This window comes from Asticcacaulis sp. DW145 (genome assembly GCF_037101385.1).
Lineage (GTDB): Bacteria > Pseudomonadota > Alphaproteobacteria > Caulobacterales > Caulobacteraceae > Asticcacaulis > Asticcacaulis currens.
Map to the genome: position 1 here is coordinate 762222 of NZ_AP029025.1, position 16154 is coordinate 778375.

Sequence of the window (16154 nt, forward strand, 5' to 3'; positions counted from 1 at the left end):
GGCCCACGAAAGGCCGAAACGCCGTCTGATGTTTGCTTCCTTCAAAATTCGGTTTCCAGAGACCACGACACGGCACAAGCGAACGCCCCAGAGCGCCCACCGCGCAGAGTTGAAGCGCGGGACGATCTGAGGGTGGCATTTGTGCACTACTGTGTCCGAATATCAACATCTATGTTGCAGGAATGCGCCTGATTTGCCGCCGCCTGATCACAAAATGTTTTCGGATTCGTCCATCGCGGTATCAGACGAACAGGTTTTTCAACTCTTGCTCGATAAGGGCGGCGTCTTCCAGACGACAAAGACGCGCCTTGTCCTGACGACGGACAGCGGCGTCCTCATAATAATCGCCCGCCTCAATATACCAACCCAGATGCTTTTTGAACATTTTGAGGCCCAGGCTCGCGCCATAGAAGCTGAGACTGTCGTGCAGATGCTCAATAATGAGATCCAGACGCGCTGCCCCTGTTGGCTCAGGCCGCGCCTCGCCGCTGAGCGCGGCATCCAGTTGCGCCGCCAGCCATGGACGGCCATAGACGCCGCGTCCGATCATCAGGCCGTCGGCCCCGGATTGCCTCAGGGCCTCACGCGCCCGTTCGCCATCGGTGATATCGCCATTGACAATGACGGGAATGGACACCGCCCTCTTGACCTGCCGCACAAAGGCCCAGTCGGCCTCTCCCTTGTAAAACTGCTGGCGTGTGCGGCCGTGCACCGTCACCGCCTGCACCCCGATGGCCTCAGCCCGGCGCGCCAGTTCCGGTGCATTGCGGCTGTGGTCGTCCCAACCCATGCGCATCTTGACCGTTACTGGGCGCGAGCTCGCCCTGACCGCCGCCTCCATCAGGCGGCTGGCGGCATCCAGATCGCGCATCAGGGCCGATCCGCACAGCACGCCGGTCACCTCCTTGGCCGGGCAGCCGAAGTTGAGATCGACTATATGCGCCCCGGAGGCTTCGGCCAGAGCCGCACCGCGAGCAATAAAGTCGGGGTCCTTGCCGATGAGTTGCACGATCTTCAGACCGGCGTGTTCCCCCAGCGCGAATTTGCGCACCACGTCCGGACGCCCGCGCTCCAGCTCGGCACAGGCCACCATCTCCGTCGCGGCATAGACGGCACCCAGCTTTGAGGCCATACGGCGGAACGGCAGGTCGGACACGCCGGTCATGGGCGCGATCAGGGCGCGCCCGGCAATCTCCACATCCCCGATCCTAAGACTGTGTGTCATCATGGGCGCGAAATAACCGTGAAGCCCTCTTTACGCAATGGGCAGCCTGAGATTAAGACGAGGCCATGAGTTTCAATGCGATCATCGTTGCCGGCGGTTCGGGTCAGAGGTCCGGCGGTAAAAAGCAGTGGATGCCCTTGCGCGGCAAGCCGGTTCTCAACTGGTCGATAGAGGCCTTTGTCCACGCCGGAGCGACGTCGATCGTGGTGGTGGTGCCGCGCGATGACCTCGATCACGCCACCCTGACGCTTCAGGGGCTGGAACGGGTGCGCGTCGTGCCGGGCGGTACCACCCGCGCCCTGTCGGTGCAAAAGGGCCTCAATGCGTTGTACGAAACCGCCGGTCCGGATGATTGGGTGCTGATCCATGATGCCGCGCGGCCCCTGCTGACGGAGGACCTGATCAAGGCGCTTCTGACGCGGTTGAAGACGGCGCGCGCCGCCATTCTGGCCGTTCCGGTCACCGACTCGCTGAAACGCGCCGAAGACAGCCGCATCATCGATGCACCGTCGCGTAACGGCCTGTGGCGCGCCCAGACCCCGCAGGCCTTTCGCCTGAAAGACATAACCGACGCCTATGCCCGCTGGTCCGCTGAGGTCGAGGCGACGGACGAGGCCATGGTGGCCGCCGCTGCGGGAATCTGCGTCGAAATTGTCGAGGGGGCGCAACGCCTTCAAAAGCTGACCTATCCCGAAGATTTTGCCGTGCTGGAGGCCTTCATGCCCGCTCAACAGATGCGTATAGGTCAGGGTTTTGACGCCCACCGCTGGGGACCGGGCGAAAGCGTGTGGCTCTGCGGTGTCGAAATTACCCATGATCAGACGCTGATCGGCCATTCCGATGCCGATGCGGGTCTGCACGCCCTGACAGACGCCCTTCTGGGGGCGGCGGGACTGGGCGATATAGGCGATCACTTTCCACCGACCGACCCGCAATGGAAGGGCGCACACTCCGACCTCTTCCTGCGTCATGCCGTCGAACTGATCCGCCAGCGCGGCGGCGAGGTCGTCAATGTCGATGTGACGCTGATTTGCGAACGCCCGAAGATCAAGCCGCATCGCGCCGCCATGCGCCAGAGGGTGGCCGATATTCTGACCCTTGAACCGGACCGTGTCAGCATCAAGGCCACTACCACAGAGAAGATGGGCTTTACCGGGCGCGAGGAAGGCCTCGCCGCTCAGGCAGTGTGTCTGATCACCCTGCCCTGACCTGTCTCATTTTGATGCAGTGCACAAAACTGGTATTTTTAATTATATAATGAAATCAATATTTTTCTTAATTTTCAGAACTGTGTTGTGTGATATATATACCCAAAATTAGCTATAAATGCTGCTTTGCGACATATTTCGCGTGACAGGAGTCCCAGAATATGATCAATTGTAAACGTTCGGGGTGGCTTTGTTCTTAAAAGCCTTATTTTGATCATTTTTTTCGCTGCTTTTTTTTGTGTGTTCAGCCCTCACCACCCCGAACAGGCTTTCTCACAGATCCGTCTCGATCACCATCTGATCATAGGCCGGAACGACGCCGTCGGGCAATTTCGCCCGCAGCTCCTCGTAGTCCATTTCCTGATGCAGATTGGTCAGAATGGCCATTTCCGGCTTGACGTGCGCGATCCATTCCAGCGCCAGATCAAGGTGCGCGTGGGTCGGGTGCGGTGCGTAACGCAGAGCATCGACGATCCAGACTTTCAGCCCATATAACGACGCAAAGCTGTCTTGCGGCAGGTCGCTGATATCGCTGGAATAGGCCACGTCGCCGATACGATAGCCCACGGAGCGAATGGGTCCGTGGATCTGATCGAAGGTGACGACCGGCATGTCGCCGCCGTCGCCGTTGAGTTGGAATCCCTCGCCAAACGCGGGCAGGTCCATCGGCGTGCAGATCGGCGGATAGCCGAACTTCCCCGTAAACACATAGCCAAAGCGCGTCAGCAGGGTTTCGCGCGTTACCGCGTCCATATAGCCGGGCACCTGTTTCTGACGCAAAAGGGCAAAGGTGCGCATGTCGTCTATGCCGTGCGTCTGATCGGCGTGGTCATGCGTCCACAGCACCGCATCGAGATGTTTAATGCCCGTCTGCACGATCTGACTGCGGAAGTCGGGAGAGGTATCGACCACCACATTGGTCGTCTGTTCCGGACGGGACGTGTCGAACACCTGGAACAGGGCCGAACAGCGGCTGCGGCGGTTTTTCGGATTATGCGGATCGCAGCGCCCCCAATAGCCATCCGCACGCGGCACGCCGGTCGAACAGCCTGAACCCAGTATAGTGGTCTTCAGCCGCCTCATGCGCGCGGTATCCGCTTGAACAGGGCATAAAAGGCATCGGTCGTCCGCGCGATCGTGTCTTCGCGCGTCCAGCCGCGGATTTCCGCCAGCTTGTCATAGACGTGCGTCACGTAGGCGGGTTCGTTGCGCCGTCCGCGCATAGGTATGGGCGCCAGATAAGGGCAGTCGGTTTCGACGATGATGCGTTCGGCAGGCATGTCCGCGATGATGTCGCGCACGTCCTGCGCCGCCTTGAAGGTGGCGATGCCCGACACTGAGAAATAGGCCCCGATCCCGGCGGCCTTCTTTGCCAGTTCCGCACCCGATGTATAGCAATGCAGCAGAAAGGTGAACGGCCCTCTGGCGTGTTCGTCGGACAGTATCTCCCACATTTCGGCGTCGGCCTCGCGCGTGTGGACCACCAGCGGCAGGCCACTTTGCCGCGCCGCGTGGACATGGGTGCGGAACACGGAGGCCTGAACGTCGCGCGGGCTGTAGTCATAGTGAAAATCCAGCCCGCATTCGCCAATGCCGACCACCTTGGGCCGGTGCGCCAGTGTCAGCAGGTCCGCCACGCTGAGGTCGGGATTTTCCTTAGCCTCGTGCGGGTGGGTGCCCACCGTGGCCCAAATATCCTGGTGCGTCGTCAGGTCGTAGCAGGTTTCAAAATTCGACACCCGATCGCAAATATTGACCATCAAGCCCACCCCGGCCTCACGTGCGCGACCGATCACCGCGTCACGGTCTTCGTCGTATTGCGGGGCGTGAAGATTGACGTGACTGTCGATAAGCATGTTACCTGAGCGCCTTGATATCGTTGACGATGGACCAGAAATATTCGCCGCGGTCCAGATTGACCCCTTCGGTTTCGGCCACAACCGTGCTGAGCCTGACCCACAGCTCGGACCATTGCCGTCCGCGCGCCGGCGCATCGGCGCTGAGCGCCCGCTCCTGCACCCGGTCACTGAGCGCGGCGATAAATTGCGCGAACTTTTTGGGGCCGTCGATCTTTGAAGAGTTAGTCTTGAACATCGTCATCAGCGGCAGCAGATCAAAGCGCGCGGGCGGGGCCTCGGACAACAGCCGTGCCGCCAGCTCATCCATTTCCAGCGCCCCCTCTTCCCACAGCCGCAACCCCTTACCGGGTGAGCCCTTGGCCATCACCACCAGCCGTTCAAGCTGTTCGGGGCCAAGGTCGGCGCGCGCGGCGATAAAGCGCTGAACCGCCTCATCGTCCCACGGCGAGAAACCCAGACGGCGGCAGCGCGATCGAATGGTCGCCAGCAGCTTGCCCGGCGAATGCGAGATCAGGAACAGCAAACCCCGTTCAGGTGGTTCTTCAAGAATTTTTAGCAAGGCATTGGCCGAATTGATATTCAGGTCATCGACCGCATCGACAATGCACACACGATAGGCCGAACGCGACGGCGCCTTGGAAAAGAACTCCCCCACTTCGCGCACCGCATCCACCGTGATGTTCTTGCGCGTCTTGCCGTCCTTCTGCTCACGCTCCAGCACCAGAAGATCGGGGTGCGACTGCGCCACGATCAGGCGCGCATCCGGGTCCTCTTCGGACATGCCGAGAATACCGAAGCCCCGGTCGCGCTGATGCCCCATGAGATAACGCGCCGCGCGATAGGCAAAGGTCGCCTTGCCCACCCCTTCCGGCCCGCACAAAAGCCAGGCATGGTGCAGCCGACCGCGCGACAGCGCTTCGACAAAGGCCGTTTCCTGCGCCTCGCCTTGAATGAAATCAAAGACCTGGCGCGGATGAGCGACGGCGGTATCGTCTTCAGTCACCGCCATCTCAGCTTCCCTTCACTTCGGGAAAGCGATCCGAGACCATGCGCCAGATATCGGCCCCGATGTCCTCAATCGAGCGGTCAGCGTCGATCAGGCAATAACGATCGGGGTGCGCGGCCGCGCGTCTGCGAAAGCCCTCACGCAGCCGTTCGTGGAAGGCCAGCCCCTTGGACTCAAAGCGGTTTTCGGAATCGCCGCGCGCCAGCGCCCGCTTAAGCCCGGCCTGCGGCGGCATGTCCATCACGATGACCAGATCGGGCTGCGTGTCCCCCACCACGGCGGCATCTATGGTTTCGATCAGTTCCGGCGTCACACCGCCGCCGGCCCCCTGATAGGCACGGGTGGAGTCGGAAAAGCGGTCACAGACGATCCACGCCCCGCGTTCCAGCGCCGGGCGGATCACCTGCTCCAGATGGTTGGCACGCGCCGCATACATCATCAGGGTTTCAGACATCGGCGACCAGCGCCCGGCCTCCCCCGTCACCAGCAGGTCGCGCAGCGCCTCCGCACCGCTGGACCCGCCCGGTTCGCGCGTCTGCACCACCTCAAGCCCCAGATCGCGCAGATGCGCCACCAGCGCCCGCACCTGAGTGGACTTGCCGGCGCCCTCGCCGCCTTCGAATGTGATGAATCTGCCGGTCATGCTCGCCGATACATCGGCCAAGCGCCCGGCGAAGACAAGGCTAAAATGTCGGATCGGGTGATTTACTCGTCACGCGTCAGAATGGCGTCAAAATAGCCTGCCGCCAGAACCTGCTGCCGGTAAAGCTCAGCCTTCTGCGCGCCCTCGAAGGGCCCCAGCGACACGACATAAAGGCCGCGACGTTCATCGATCCGCGCACTCAGCGACTGGCTGACCCGCTCGGCATTGGTGCGCTCGGAAAACGCCCCGATCTGCACGCGATAGCGTTGCCGGTCGCTGTCGGCCGGTTGCGGGGTGGCCGCATAGACCGGCCGGGCGCCCAGCTCCGCCGGGCCCAGAAACTTGATACGTACCCGCGCCGTGCCGACCTGATGCACCCCCAAGGCCTGAGCCGCCCCCTTCGACAGGTCGATCAGCCGCCCATCGACAAACGGCCCGCGATCATTGAGCCGCAGCCGCAGGGTGCGGCCATTGTCGAGATTGGTCACCTCGATCACCGACGGCAACGGCCAGGTCTTGTGCGCCGCCGACAGGGCATTGGGGTCAAAACGCTCGCCTGTCGCCGTTAGGCTGCCCGACTCGTGGCCGTACCAGCTCGCCGTGCCGGTCAGGGTGTCGCCGACATCGGGCACATAGGGGCGATAGGTGTCGCCGCGCACCGTATAGGGCCGCAGGTTGGCGGCGCGATACTGCCCGTTTTTCACCACGTCCGGGCCATCGCGCGTGCTGTATTTCGGCCCGCCTGCACAGGCGGCCAGAAGCGAAACCCCTATCAAAACCAGAAGTTGCGCCGCTCTCTTCACCAATAGCTTCAATACGGTGGACATGTCACACCCCGCTCAACGCATTCTGTGCCCAAACAGGGTAAAAAGAAATGGAAAAGGCTTGGTTAATCGCCTTTACAGATGCAGCCCCAGCGCGATCAGGGCCAGCGCCGCCGGAAGCGCCTGAATAAACAGAATCTTGCGACTGGCCGTCGCTGCCCCATAGACCCCGGCCACCCCCACGCAGATCAGAAAGAAGACCTTGAACGCCTCTGCGTGCGGCCCCGGCACCAGCCCATAGATCAGACCGGCGGCCAGAAAGCCGTTATAAAGCCCCTGATTGGCCGCCAGAGTCCTGGTCTGCTCTGCAAATTCGCGGCTGAGCCCAAAGGCCTTTAACCCCGCCGGTTTCTGCCACAGGAACATCTCAAGGATAAGGATATAGATATGGATCAGAGCAACCAGCGCGGTCAGAACGGTGGCGATCATGGAGTGTTTCCCTGTGTTTACGCGGTTAAGCTATGCGAGGTCACGACAGGTGACAATATGAAGGCTTAAGACGCGAAGAATGTGGGGAAAGGATGCACCCCATAAGCCCCAGCGGGGCGCCTTGCCGCGAAGTTGTTGCTGGTGCGGCGTAGGTGACTACATTGACAGTATGTGGCACTGTCACGCGGTGGGGTTCGAATGTCGATATTCAAATATTTCACCAAAGAAGCGCACGCACTCGAACTCATCAAAAAGGGGGTGCTGATGATGCAGCCCCTCTCCCATTTTCGAGGGCGAGAGGCAGACGGCGTTCGCGGTGATCCCCTTGATGGTATTTTGACCTACGCGCCTGAAAACGGACTGGTTATGAATATGGAAGACGGTCGCGTTCTTACTCTGGAAGGCGGCAGCTTCAACTCTTCAGTCAGCCATAACGATATATTTGTCTATTGTGCCAGCAATCAGTTGTCCACCGAACTGGCCAAGATGTTCGGTGCCTTTTGTGTCGAGATACCTGACCCGGAGGTGCTGGTCCGCCGACTGAAGCAACGCGCGCATCCCACATCGCAACTCGACTATGAGAGGGTAGTTAGCGGTAAGGTTGAATATCGCGAGCACACCAAGGAACCGGGTGCCGATTGGGCGCTTCCCGAGCGACTAGTGCTTATCAAACCTGAAGGCTTTGCATGGCAGGATGAGTTTCGGATTGCAGTCGGGAAGCGCAATACCATGAGCGTAGAGAACGTGGGGCTGACAATCCAAACAGGGCCGGTCGATTCTGTCTTCCAACAGGTGCCCGCACCAATTTTTTTGAGGGTGGGAAAGTTGACCGATATTGTGACGCTGCACCGTTTTTAAGTGCGCCGCTTGATTTGCTTGAAGTGGCTTTTGTGCGCGGTATTTTATGCCTCAGCCAGAAAAGCAGTGACCTGCGCTATCCGGCTATATTTTATCGGAAATTTAGCGGACAGGGTGGGATTGGCTCCGCTACGCTCCGCCGAACCTTCGCTTCGCTTCGGTTACGAACCCCATCTCCCCGTGGGTTCAAGTCCCCACCCCCGTCTGTCTATCAAAAAAGCCGACCCTCTGGGGTCGGCTTTTTTGATAGATGGCGGACAGGGTGGGATTCGAACCCACGGTAGGCTTCCACCTACGGCGGTTTTCAAGACCGCTGCCTTAAACCACTCGGCCACCTGTCCTTGCTTTGAGCGGAATGCGCTTCTATCGTGACACTTTGCGATTGCCAAGGGGCCTGTGGGCATAAATCCTCAGCCGCATTGGAAAAAACGTCAGCGCCGATTAAATATTTCAAAAATAATTATTACAGGCTAGATTGCGTCCCTTCAGAACATACAGGAAGGATTCCCATGACCGCGTCCCTTTCCCGCCGCAGCGCCCTGCTGGCTTCGCTCAGCCTCGGTGCCCTGTCCGTCGTCAGTCAGGCCTCTGCCGCCACCCCGGCCGGTGATTTTGTCACCGTTCAGGGGCCGCATTTCAAGCTGAAGGGCGAAACCTGGCGCTTCGTCGGCGCCAATATCTGGTACGGGGCGTATCTGGGGGCCGATGCCGCCTTTGGCGACCGCAAGCGTCTTCAGAAGGAACTGGACGATCTCAAGGCGCTGGGCGTCACCAATCTGCGTGTACTGGCCTCGTCCGAGCTGTCGCCGCTCAAAAACTCGCTCGATCCGGCCTTCCGCACGCGCGAAAACGGCAACTATAACGAAGCCCTGCTGGCCGGGCTCGACTACCTGCTGGTCGAAATGCACAAGCGCGGCATGAAGGCCGTGCTGTACCTGACCAACTTCTGGGAATGGTCGGGCGGCATGATGGCCTATCTCGACTACACGACGGGCTACTATATCAATAACGGCGACCCGGCCCACCCGTGGCCCGAATTTGCCGACGTCAGCTCGCGCTTCTACGCCAACGAAAAGGCCGTAGCCATGTACCACGACTATGTGCGCTTCCTGCTCAAGCGCACCAATTCGCTGACGAAAAAGCCTTACCGCGACGACCCCACCATCATGGCCTGGCAGCTCAGCAACGAGCCGCGCCCCGGTGGCGGGCCTGAGATCGCCGCGCAGCACATGCCGGCCTATCTGGCGTGGATTTCATCGACGGCCAAACTGATCCGTTCGCTGGCGCCGCATCATCTGGTGTCGCTGGGTCACGAAGGCCTGATGGGCGTGGTCGGCAATGAAATATTCCTGATCAATGCGCATAAGGAGATCGACTACCTGACCGCACACATCTGGCCGCAAAACTGGAGCTGGGTCGATGGCAAGGACCTGCCTGGCACCTTCGATGCCGGCGCGGCCAAGGTGCAGAAATATATCGACGATCATATCCGCATCGCGACGGCGATGAATAAGCCGCTGGTCTTCGAAGAATTTGGCTTCCCCAGAGATGAAGTGAAGTATGAGCCGGGCACGCCAACCGTCTGGAAAGACAAGTTTTATAGCATGATCTATAAGGCGGTCGAAGACGCGGTAAAGACGGGCGGGCCGGTATCGGGATCGAACTTCTGGGCCTGGGGTGGCGCCGGGCGCGCCCTGCATAAGGACTACTGGATGCTGCGCGGGGAAACCGCCTATGTCGGCGATCCGCCGCACGAGCCGCAGGGCTGGTACAGCGTTTTCAACACTGACACCTCGACGCAAGCTCTGATCCGTCAGCACGCCGAGCGGATCAAAAAGCTCAAAGTCTCCTGATGTATATGATGAAAAATCCGGATTAACCCCTGGCTTTTTTATGGTTTTATGGCGTTTGCTATGGGGCCCGCAGGGGCCGCCGCGCCGCCCAGACCCGGCAAAACCGCCGTCTGATAGTCCGGCGGAATGACGAACCATTTGGCGTCCTGCGCGCCTCTGGCATAGGCCACCACCTGAAACAGCGGCGCATTGCGCCCCTTCTGCGTCATCTGCATCAGGATGCCGTCGCTATTGGCGCAGGCCATGCCGGACTGATTGAGATAGCCGCTGAATTCCAGCGTCCGGCACGGTTGCCCGGCCATTAGGCTTGAGCCCACCGGACGCACGGTCGCGCGCGCTTCCAGCGTCGCCAGATCAAGCGGCAGAGGCAACAGGGCCGCCTCACGGCTTAAGGGGAAAAGCAGCGCGATACGTTTGCCGCCCGCCGACGTCAGGTGGATCAGCACCCCCTTGTCGCGGTCGGTAATATAGGTTTGTAACACCCCGCCACTGAGCATATCAACGCGCAATCGCGCCCCGGTGCGGCGCACCTCCACGGGCGTGTCAAACCCGGCCATACGGATTCGGGCGAAGAAATCCGGCTCGGACGACACCTGCGCCTGTGCGGTCGGCGTCAGGGCCATCAGCGACAACAGAATGATCAGCCAACGCATAGGGCGACTCCTTTATCCCGCTTGCATTTGCGCGGATTCGGCGGCATTGACCAAAGCCTTCTGCATGGGAAAGGCATTTTTGAGACCTCTGTGACCCCGACCGAGCCGCCTGCCCTGCTGATCGACGCCCGTGGCCATCGCTGCCCGGTACCGACCCTGCGCCTGCGTAAGGCCCTGTCCGAGCATCCAGACGCCATTATCACCTTGCTGGCCGATGATCCGATGGCGCAGGTCGACGTGCCCCACTTCTGTCAGCAGAACGGTTTTTGCCTGCTGGCTTCCGATGCCGAAGACAACCACAGGCGATTTGTGGTCCGCCTTTAAACCTTTCCGGCCGTTTACCTTTTGGCGAGACGAATCGTTTAGGCCTTATCCTACCGCGTCCAGGGCGGGTGGATATCCTGTGTTCAGGGCCTGTTTTTCAGGGAGTGTGAGTTGACCATTCAGGCGCGCGTCTTGCTGCTGGCGAAGGATCAGCAATGGCCGGAGCGGCTGGGGGCCGAGCTTGACCGGCTGGGCTGGCGCAGCATTACCGCCTATCGCGCCGACGCGGCGCTGGCCTGCATCGCTGATCTCCAGATCGAGGCGGTACTGGTTGATGCCGCCCACCCGGATTGTACCGCCGATCTCGTTACCCGCCTGCGTGAGGCCTGTGCGCCGCGCCGTCTGCCCATCGTTCAGGTGACACACAACGGTCAGTACAGCATCCCCGAAGGCTGGGACATGGTCTATGACCGCGACGCTCACCCGCAGCAGATCGTCCTTGGCCTTGAGCACATGGTGCGCGCCAATGTCGCCGAAGAGGAATACGAACTGCGGCGCGACACCCTGAGTGCCCTAGGGCTGGACATACCGCCGCGCGACGATGACAAGCCGCTGGCCATACTTTCGGTAGGGCCGGCAGACCCGGATTTTCTGGCCCTCAGCCATACCCTACGCGCGCGCGGGGTTGACCTTTATGCGGCCTTCACTAGCTATTCGGCCTTTGATTATCTTCATGATAAGACGTTCGACGCGGTCGTCCTGTGGGGGCGTGAGTCCGTTGCGGAAGCCCTCTCGATCGCATCGGGTATGCGGCGTAATACCCGGCTCTACCACACCCCGGTCTTCCTGCGTTTACAGAAATCCGTCGATCTGGATTTGGGCGATGCCTTCCTGCGTGGCGTCAACGATGTGTCCGCGCCGGGGGCAAACGAAGCCGAAATCGCCGACCGCGTGCTGCGTCTGGCCCGCGCCTATCGCCGTCAGAGCAATACACGGCAGGCGCTGGAGGCCGTCAACCACAGCCCGTATATGGACAAGGGCACGGGTCTGTTTACACGCGACCTGTTTGCCGCCCATCTGGCGCGACTGGCCAAGGCCTCCAGCCAACGCAACCGACCTTTGAGCGTTTGCGTGCTTAAAATTTCTGAAAATCCGGAAATTGCACAGGCCCGGATGCGGAAATCGCTTGAACGCGCCATGCCTCAGATCGGTTCGATGATCTCGCGGCTGGTGCGCGCCGAAGACACGGCCGGGCGTTTGTCGGAAGAGGTGTTTGCCCTCGCCCTGCCCGCCACGCCCGAAGCCGCCGCGCGCCTCGTCGGGGAGCGGATCGGAGCGGTGATCAGTTGTACGGCCTTTGAATCCGGCGGCGGTCGTTCGCCCTTCGTTGTCGAATTTGACGTCGGCGTGGCTGAACTGATCGGCGGCGAACCGGTAGCCGAAGCTCTGACGCGCGCTGCCCAGCAGATTCGCCCGGCCCCCGGTACGATGGGTCAGGCGGTCTGAGCCTTACCCGGCCGCAATCGCCGCCAGTCGCGTCATGATCTTTTCGGCCGCCGCCAGACGCCCGGCCGCTTCCGGCCATTCGCCCCGCACCAGAAGCTTCTGATCCGGACGCAGCTTCCAGTCCTGCGGATTGGCCTGAATGAGCCCGATCAGCCCCATAGGATTGCTGAACTGCTCATTGCGGAAGCTGATGACCGCCCCCTTCGGGCCAACATCAATCTTGGCCACATTGGCTTCGCGGCACAGGCCCTTGATGCCGACGACTTTCAGGAGCTGTTCGGCCTCTTCCGGAATGGGCCCGAAGCGGTCGATCAGCTCGGCGGCCAGCGCTTCGCGATCCTCGCGCTTTTCGGCCTCCGAGACGCGGCGATACAGCGACAGGCGGATATTGAGGTCGGGAATATAGTCTTCCGGGATCATGACCGCAGCCCCGGCATTGATCTGTGGCGACCAGCCCCGATTGTCGATCGCGGGCTCATCGGCGCGGCTGCGTAACTCATTTACGGCGTCTTCCAGCATCTGCTGATACAGTTCGACGCCGATTTCGCGGATATGGCCGGACTGCTCATTGCCCAGCAGATTGCCGCCGCCTCGGATATCCAGATCATGGCTGGCCAGCTGGAACCCAGCGCCCAGATTATCCAGAGATTGCAAGACCTTCAGACGCTTTTCTGAAGCTTCACTTAAAATCTGGTGCGGCTGGGTCGTCAGATAGGCGAAGGCGCGCGTCTTGGAGCGCCCGACACGCCCGCGGATCTGATAAAGCTGCGCCAATCCAAACATGTCGGCGCGGTGGACGATCAGCGTATTGGCGGTCGGCACGTCCAGCCCGGACTCGACAATGGTGGTCGCCAGCAGCACGTCGTACTGACCATCATAGAAGGCGGTCATGACTTCTTCGAGCTGGGTCGGCGTCATCTGACCGTGACCCACGATGAATTTGACCTCCGGCACCTGCTCCCGCAGGAAGCGTTCAAGGTCCGGCAGGTCCTTCAGGCGCGGCACCACATAATAGGCCTGCCCGCCGCGATATTTCTCACGCAGCAGGGCTTCGCGTATGCTGACGGCGTCGAACGGCAGGATGTAGGTGCGTACCGCCAGACGGTCCACGGGGGGCGTGGCGATGATCGACATTTCCCGAATGCCGGAAAGGGCCATCTGAAGCGTGCGCGGGATCGGAGTCGCCGACAGGGTCAGCATATGCACGTCGGCACGGAAGGCCTTGAGCTTTTCCTTATGCTTGACGCCAAAATGCTGCTCCTCATCGACGATAACAAGGCCCAGATCCTTGAAACCCACCTGCTCGGACAGGAGCGCGTGCGTACCGATCACCACCTCGACCTCGCCGCTTTTCAGGCCGTCGCGGGTCTCATCCGCCTCCTTGCGCGTCACCATACGCGACAGGTGGCGCACACGGATGGGCCAGCCCTGAAACCGTTGGCTGAAGGTCTTGAAATGCTGGCGCGCCAGAAGCGTCGTCGGGCAGATAATGGCCACCTGCTGACCCGACATGGCCACCACAAAGGCCGCGCGCAGGGCCACCTCGGTCTTGCCGAAACCGACATCGCCGCAGATGAGGCGATCCATCGGATGCCCCTTCGACAGGTCGTCGAGCACATCGTGGATGGCGTTGAGTTGGTCTTCGGTTTCTTCGTAAGGAAACTGCGCGCAGAATTCGTCGTATAGCCCGGACGGCGGGTCGATCTGCTGACCCACCTTGAGCGCGCGCGCCGCCGCGAGCTGGATCAGGCCGTCGGCCATCTCACGCAGTTTTTCCTTGGCCTTCGATTTGCGCGCCTGCCAGCTTGCTGAACCCAGCCGGTCCAGTTGCGCCGTGTCGGAATCGGCCCCGTAGCGCGTCAGCAGGTCGATATTTTCAACCGGCAGGTACAGTTTGGCCTCGGCGGCGTATTGCAGTTCAAGGCAGGCGTGCGGCGCATCATTGACGCTCAGCGTCTTCAGCCCCTCATAGCGGCCGATTCCGTGCTCGATATGCACGACCAGATCGCCCTGGGACAGCGACGACGCTTCGGCCAGAAAATTATTGGCACGCCGACGTTTACGCGGGCGGGCTAATCTATCACCTAAGATATCGGTTTCCGAAATGACCGCCAAGGTCTCGGTCTCGAACCCCTGATCGAGCGGCAAAACGGCGCGCTGGATCGGCTTGACCTTGGTGCCCGCGACTCCGAAACTCAGCGCATCGGCATAGTCTTTGGCCAGCCGCGTCTTGTCGAGGCCGTGGTCGGACAGCATGGCCCCCAAACGATCGGACGAGCCTTCGGTCCACGAGGCGAACAGCACCCGCTTCCCGGCCTTCGACAGGGCCTTGGCGTGGTCGGCCACGGCGGTAAACAGATTGACGCTATCCTGATGGCGTTCCGGCGCGAAGCTGCGACCCGGACGCGCCCCCAAATCAATGGCCGAAGCCTCATCGCGTTGAAAGGTCTCGAACTGACGCACACGGCCCTTTTGCAGACCGCCCTGCCATTCGCTGTCGTCGAGGTAGAGGCGACCGGGTGGCAGGGCACGATAGCCGCTGTCGAGCTTGACCGCGCCCTTGGCCATGACGCGGGCATCGCCGGACCCTTTGCGCGACTCATAGGCATCGAGCACGGAGTCGCGCCATTCGCCGAAGGCCTGCTCGGCCAGACCGTCCAGAAGGATCAGGGTCTGCGGCGGCAGATAGTCGAAAACGCTGTCGAGGCGCTCGTAAAACAGAGGCAGCAGGGTTTCGACGCCCTGCCGGCGGATACCGGAAGACACCGCCGCATAGATCGGGTCATCGCCGGGGGCGCCGAAGTTTTCAAGGTACCCCTGACGGAAACGGCTGATGCTCTGATCGTCCAGCAGGATTTCGCTCACCGCCATAAAGTCGATGGCGGTAATCTGCTTCAGCGAACGCTGGGTTTCCGGATCGAAGGTGCGGATGGATTCGAGTTGATCGCCGAAGAAGTCGAGCCGCACCGGTTCGTCCTGGCTGGGCGAAAAGACGTCGATAATGCCGCCGCGCACGGCGAATTCGCCGCGCTCCGAAACGGTCGAGACGCGGTTATAACCGTTGCGTGAAAAATAGGCTTCAAGCTCGCGCGTTTCGATACTCTGACCGGGTTTGAGCGACAACAGACTACCGCGCATGGCGTCGCGCGGCGGCACCTTCTGCGACAAGGCGGCCGAGGTGGTGAGGATCAGCACAGGCTTCGCCGGTTTCCCGTTCAGGGCCTGAAGCCGCGTCAGACCGCTCATGCGCTGGGCAATCAGGGCGGTCGTCGGGCTCACCCGGTCATAGGGCAGGCAGTCCCAGGCCGGAAAGCGAATCACATCCAGTTCCGGCGCATAGAAGGCCAGTTCTTCGGCGACGGCGTTCATACGGCCATGATCGCGCGCCACGAACAGCGCCAGTCCTTCGGCGCGCGTCAGGTCCGACGCTACCAGACTGTCATAACCCGGCGGACACCCGGTCAGAGACAGGCGGGTGGCAGCGGCAGTAATGCGGGAAATATCGGACATCTATTGCTGAAGCTTTGTGTAAGCTAATTTATAATACTGATTGAGCTGGCTCATAATTTCGGAATCATGCTCCGGTGGCACAGGGTCGCGTTCGATGATCCAGCCATAGAGATCCTGATCCGGCGCTTCGAGCAGGGCTTCGAAGATATCGAGCTGTTCGGCGGTCATGGTCGGCAGATATTCCTCGGCGAAATGCCCCAGAATGATGTCCGCCTCCTTGAAACCGCGGCGTGAGGCGCGGAACCACAGCTTGCGCAGGCGGGCCTGATGGAGATCGTCAGCGGTGTCGGTCATGGTTTTCCCGTCTGTGGAGCGC

The 16154-nt window shown here is 60.9% G+C and carries 15 protein-coding genes and 1 tRNA gene; 5 read left to right on the forward strand and 11 right to left on the reverse strand.

Annotation, left to right across the window (positions count from 1 at the left end):
• Positions 1-241: 241 nt before the first annotated feature.
• Positions 242-1225, reverse strand: a complete 984-nt coding sequence (gene dusB, locus AACH73_RS14695; protein ID WP_272742086.1) for a tRNA dihydrouridine synthase DusB — start codon at positions 1223-1225, stop codon at positions 242-244.
• Between the two features lie 65 nt (positions 1226-1290).
• Here dusB and AACH73_RS14700 point away from each other — a divergent pair, with 65 nt between their 5' ends.
• Positions 1291-2433 carry a bifunctional 2-C-methyl-D-erythritol 4-phosphate cytidylyltransferase/2-C-methyl-D-erythritol 2,4-cyclodiphosphate synthase gene (locus AACH73_RS14700; RefSeq protein WP_338735752.1) on the forward strand — a complete coding sequence of 381 codons (1143 nt, stop codon included), beginning with the start codon at positions 1291-1293 and terminating at the stop codon, positions 2431-2433.
• A 273-nt stretch (positions 2434-2706) separates the two neighbouring features.
• On the opposite strand, the gene AACH73_RS14705 is transcribed toward AACH73_RS14700, so the two are convergent.
• The 6 genes from AACH73_RS14705 to AACH73_RS14730 all read right to left on the reverse strand — a co-directional run bounded on the left by AACH73_RS14705 (position 2707) and on the right by AACH73_RS14730 (position 7194).
• Positions 2707-3516 (reverse strand): MBL fold metallo-hydrolase, encoded by an 810-nt coding sequence (locus AACH73_RS14705; RefSeq protein WP_272742070.1) that lies wholly within the window; start codon positions 3514-3516, stop codon positions 2707-2709.
• Positions 3513-4289: a TatD family hydrolase gene (locus AACH73_RS14710; protein WP_272742069.1), complete on the reverse strand. Its 777-nt coding sequence runs from the start codon at positions 4287-4289 to the stop codon at positions 3513-3515. Before AACH73_RS14710 ends, AACH73_RS14705 begins: the two co-directional genes overlap by 4 nt.
• Before the next feature lies 1 nt (position 4290).
• Complete coding sequence (locus tag AACH73_RS14715; RefSeq protein ID WP_272742068.1) at positions 4291-5301, reverse strand: DNA polymerase III subunit delta'; 1011 nt, start codon at positions 5299-5301, stop codon at positions 4291-4293.
• A 1-nt stretch (position 5302) separates the two neighbouring features.
• Entirely contained in the window at positions 5303-5941 is a 639-nt protein-coding gene (gene tmk / locus AACH73_RS14720; RefSeq protein WP_272742067.1) for a dTMP kinase, read from the reverse strand.
• Positions 5942-6003: 62 nt separating this feature from the next.
• On the reverse strand, positions 6004-6768 hold the full coding sequence (locus AACH73_RS14725; RefSeq protein WP_338735754.1) for a septal ring lytic transglycosylase RlpA family protein: 765 nt from the start codon (positions 6766-6768) through the stop codon (positions 6004-6006).
• Between the two features lie 72 nt (positions 6769-6840).
• Complete coding sequence (locus AACH73_RS14730; RefSeq protein ID WP_272742065.1) at positions 6841-7194, reverse strand: DUF1304 domain-containing protein; 354 nt, start codon at positions 7192-7194, stop codon at positions 6841-6843.
• A 198-nt stretch (positions 7195-7392) separates the two neighbouring features.
• Here AACH73_RS14730 and AACH73_RS14735 point away from each other — a divergent pair, with 198 nt between their 5' ends.
• Positions 7393-8052 carry a hypothetical protein gene (locus tag AACH73_RS14735; RefSeq protein ID WP_272742064.1) on the forward strand — a complete coding sequence of 220 codons (660 nt, stop codon included), beginning with the start codon at positions 7393-7395 and terminating at the stop codon, positions 8050-8052.
• A 251-nt stretch (positions 8053-8303) separates the two neighbouring features.
• On the opposite strand, the gene AACH73_RS14740 is transcribed toward AACH73_RS14735, so the two are convergent.
• Positions 8304-8393 (reverse strand) — tRNA-Ser (locus AACH73_RS14740).
• A gap of 168 nt (positions 8394-8561) precedes the next feature.
• Here AACH73_RS14740 and AACH73_RS14745 point away from each other — a divergent pair.
• The gene (locus AACH73_RS14745) at positions 8562-9905 is read left to right on the forward strand and encodes a mannanase (RefSeq protein WP_338735755.1); all 1344 of its coding nucleotides are present in this window, start codon (positions 8562-8564) and stop codon (positions 9903-9905) included.
• A 38-nt stretch (positions 9906-9943) separates the two neighbouring features.
• Here AACH73_RS14745 and AACH73_RS14750 read toward each other — a convergent pair whose 3' ends face one another.
• Positions 9944-10558: a hypothetical protein gene (locus tag AACH73_RS14750; protein WP_272742062.1), complete on the reverse strand. Its 615-nt coding sequence runs from the start codon at positions 10556-10558 to the stop codon at positions 9944-9946.
• Between the two features lie 90 nt (positions 10559-10648).
• Here AACH73_RS14750 and AACH73_RS14755 point away from each other — a divergent pair, with 90 nt between their 5' ends.
• Positions 10649-10882 (forward strand): sulfurtransferase TusA family protein, encoded by a 234-nt coding sequence (locus AACH73_RS14755; protein WP_272742061.1) that lies wholly within the window; start codon positions 10649-10651, stop codon positions 10880-10882.
• Positions 10883-10993: 111 nt separating this feature from the next.
• Positions 10994-12328, forward strand: a complete 1335-nt coding sequence (locus AACH73_RS14760) for a diguanylate cyclase (RefSeq protein WP_272742060.1) — start codon at positions 10994-10996, stop codon at positions 12326-12328.
• A 3-nt stretch (positions 12329-12331) separates the two neighbouring features.
• On the opposite strand, the gene mfd is transcribed toward AACH73_RS14760, so the two are convergent.
• Together mfd and AACH73_RS14770 are read right to left on the reverse strand one after the other, a co-directional pair.
• Positions 12332-15838, reverse strand: coding sequence for a transcription-repair coupling factor (gene mfd, locus AACH73_RS14765; RefSeq protein WP_272742059.1), 3507 nt, complete (start codon positions 15836-15838; stop codon positions 12332-12334).
• Positions 15839-16132 (reverse strand): succinate dehydrogenase assembly factor 2, encoded by a 294-nt coding sequence (locus AACH73_RS14770; protein ID WP_272742058.1) that lies wholly within the window; start codon positions 16130-16132, stop codon positions 15839-15841.
• Between the last annotated feature and the right edge of the window lie 22 nt (positions 16133-16154).

Bases quoted from the DNA above. Each gene is read 5' to 3' on its own strand.
- dusB (WP_272742086.1), bottom strand. From the start codon at position 1,225: ATGACACACAGTCTTAGGATCGGGGATGTGGAGATTGCCGGGCGCGCC.
- AACH73_RS14700 (WP_338735752.1), top strand. From the start codon at position 1,291: ATGAGTTTCAATGCGATCATCGTTGCCGGCGGTTCGGGTCAGAGGTCC.
- AACH73_RS14705 (WP_272742070.1), bottom strand. From the start codon at position 3,516: ATGAGGCGGCTGAAGACCACTATACTGGGTTCAGGCTGTTCGACCGGC.
- AACH73_RS14710 (WP_272742069.1), bottom strand. From the start codon at position 4,289: ATGCTTATCGACAGTCACGTCAATCTTCACGCCCCGCAATACGACGAA.
- AACH73_RS14715 (WP_272742068.1), bottom strand. From the start codon at position 5,301: ATGGCGGTGACTGAAGACGATACCGCCGTCGCTCATCCGCGCCAGGTC.
- tmk (WP_272742067.1), bottom strand. From the start codon at position 5,941: ATGACCGGCAGATTCATCACATTCGAAGGCGGCGAGGGCGCCGGCAAG.
- AACH73_RS14725 (WP_338735754.1), bottom strand. From the start codon at position 6,768: ATGTCCACCGTATTGAAGCTATTGGTGAAGAGAGCGGCGCAACTTCTG.
- AACH73_RS14730 (WP_272742065.1), bottom strand. From the start codon at position 7,194: ATGATCGCCACCGTTCTGACCGCGCTGGTTGCTCTGATCCATATCTAT.
- AACH73_RS14735 (WP_272742064.1), top strand. From the start codon at position 7,393: ATGTCGATATTCAAATATTTCACCAAAGAAGCGCACGCACTCGAACTC.
- AACH73_RS14745 (WP_338735755.1), top strand. From the start codon at position 8,562: ATGACCGCGTCCCTTTCCCGCCGCAGCGCCCTGCTGGCTTCGCTCAGC.
- AACH73_RS14750 (WP_272742062.1), bottom strand. From the start codon at position 10,558: ATGCGTTGGCTGATCATTCTGTTGTCGCTGATGGCCCTGACGCCGACC.
- mfd (WP_272742059.1), bottom strand. From the start codon at position 15,838: ATGTCCGATATTTCCCGCATTACTGCCGCTGCCACCCGCCTGTCTCTG.
- AACH73_RS14770 (WP_272742058.1), bottom strand. From the start codon at position 16,132: ATGACCGACACCGCTGACGATCTCCATCAGGCCCGCCTGCGCAAGCTG.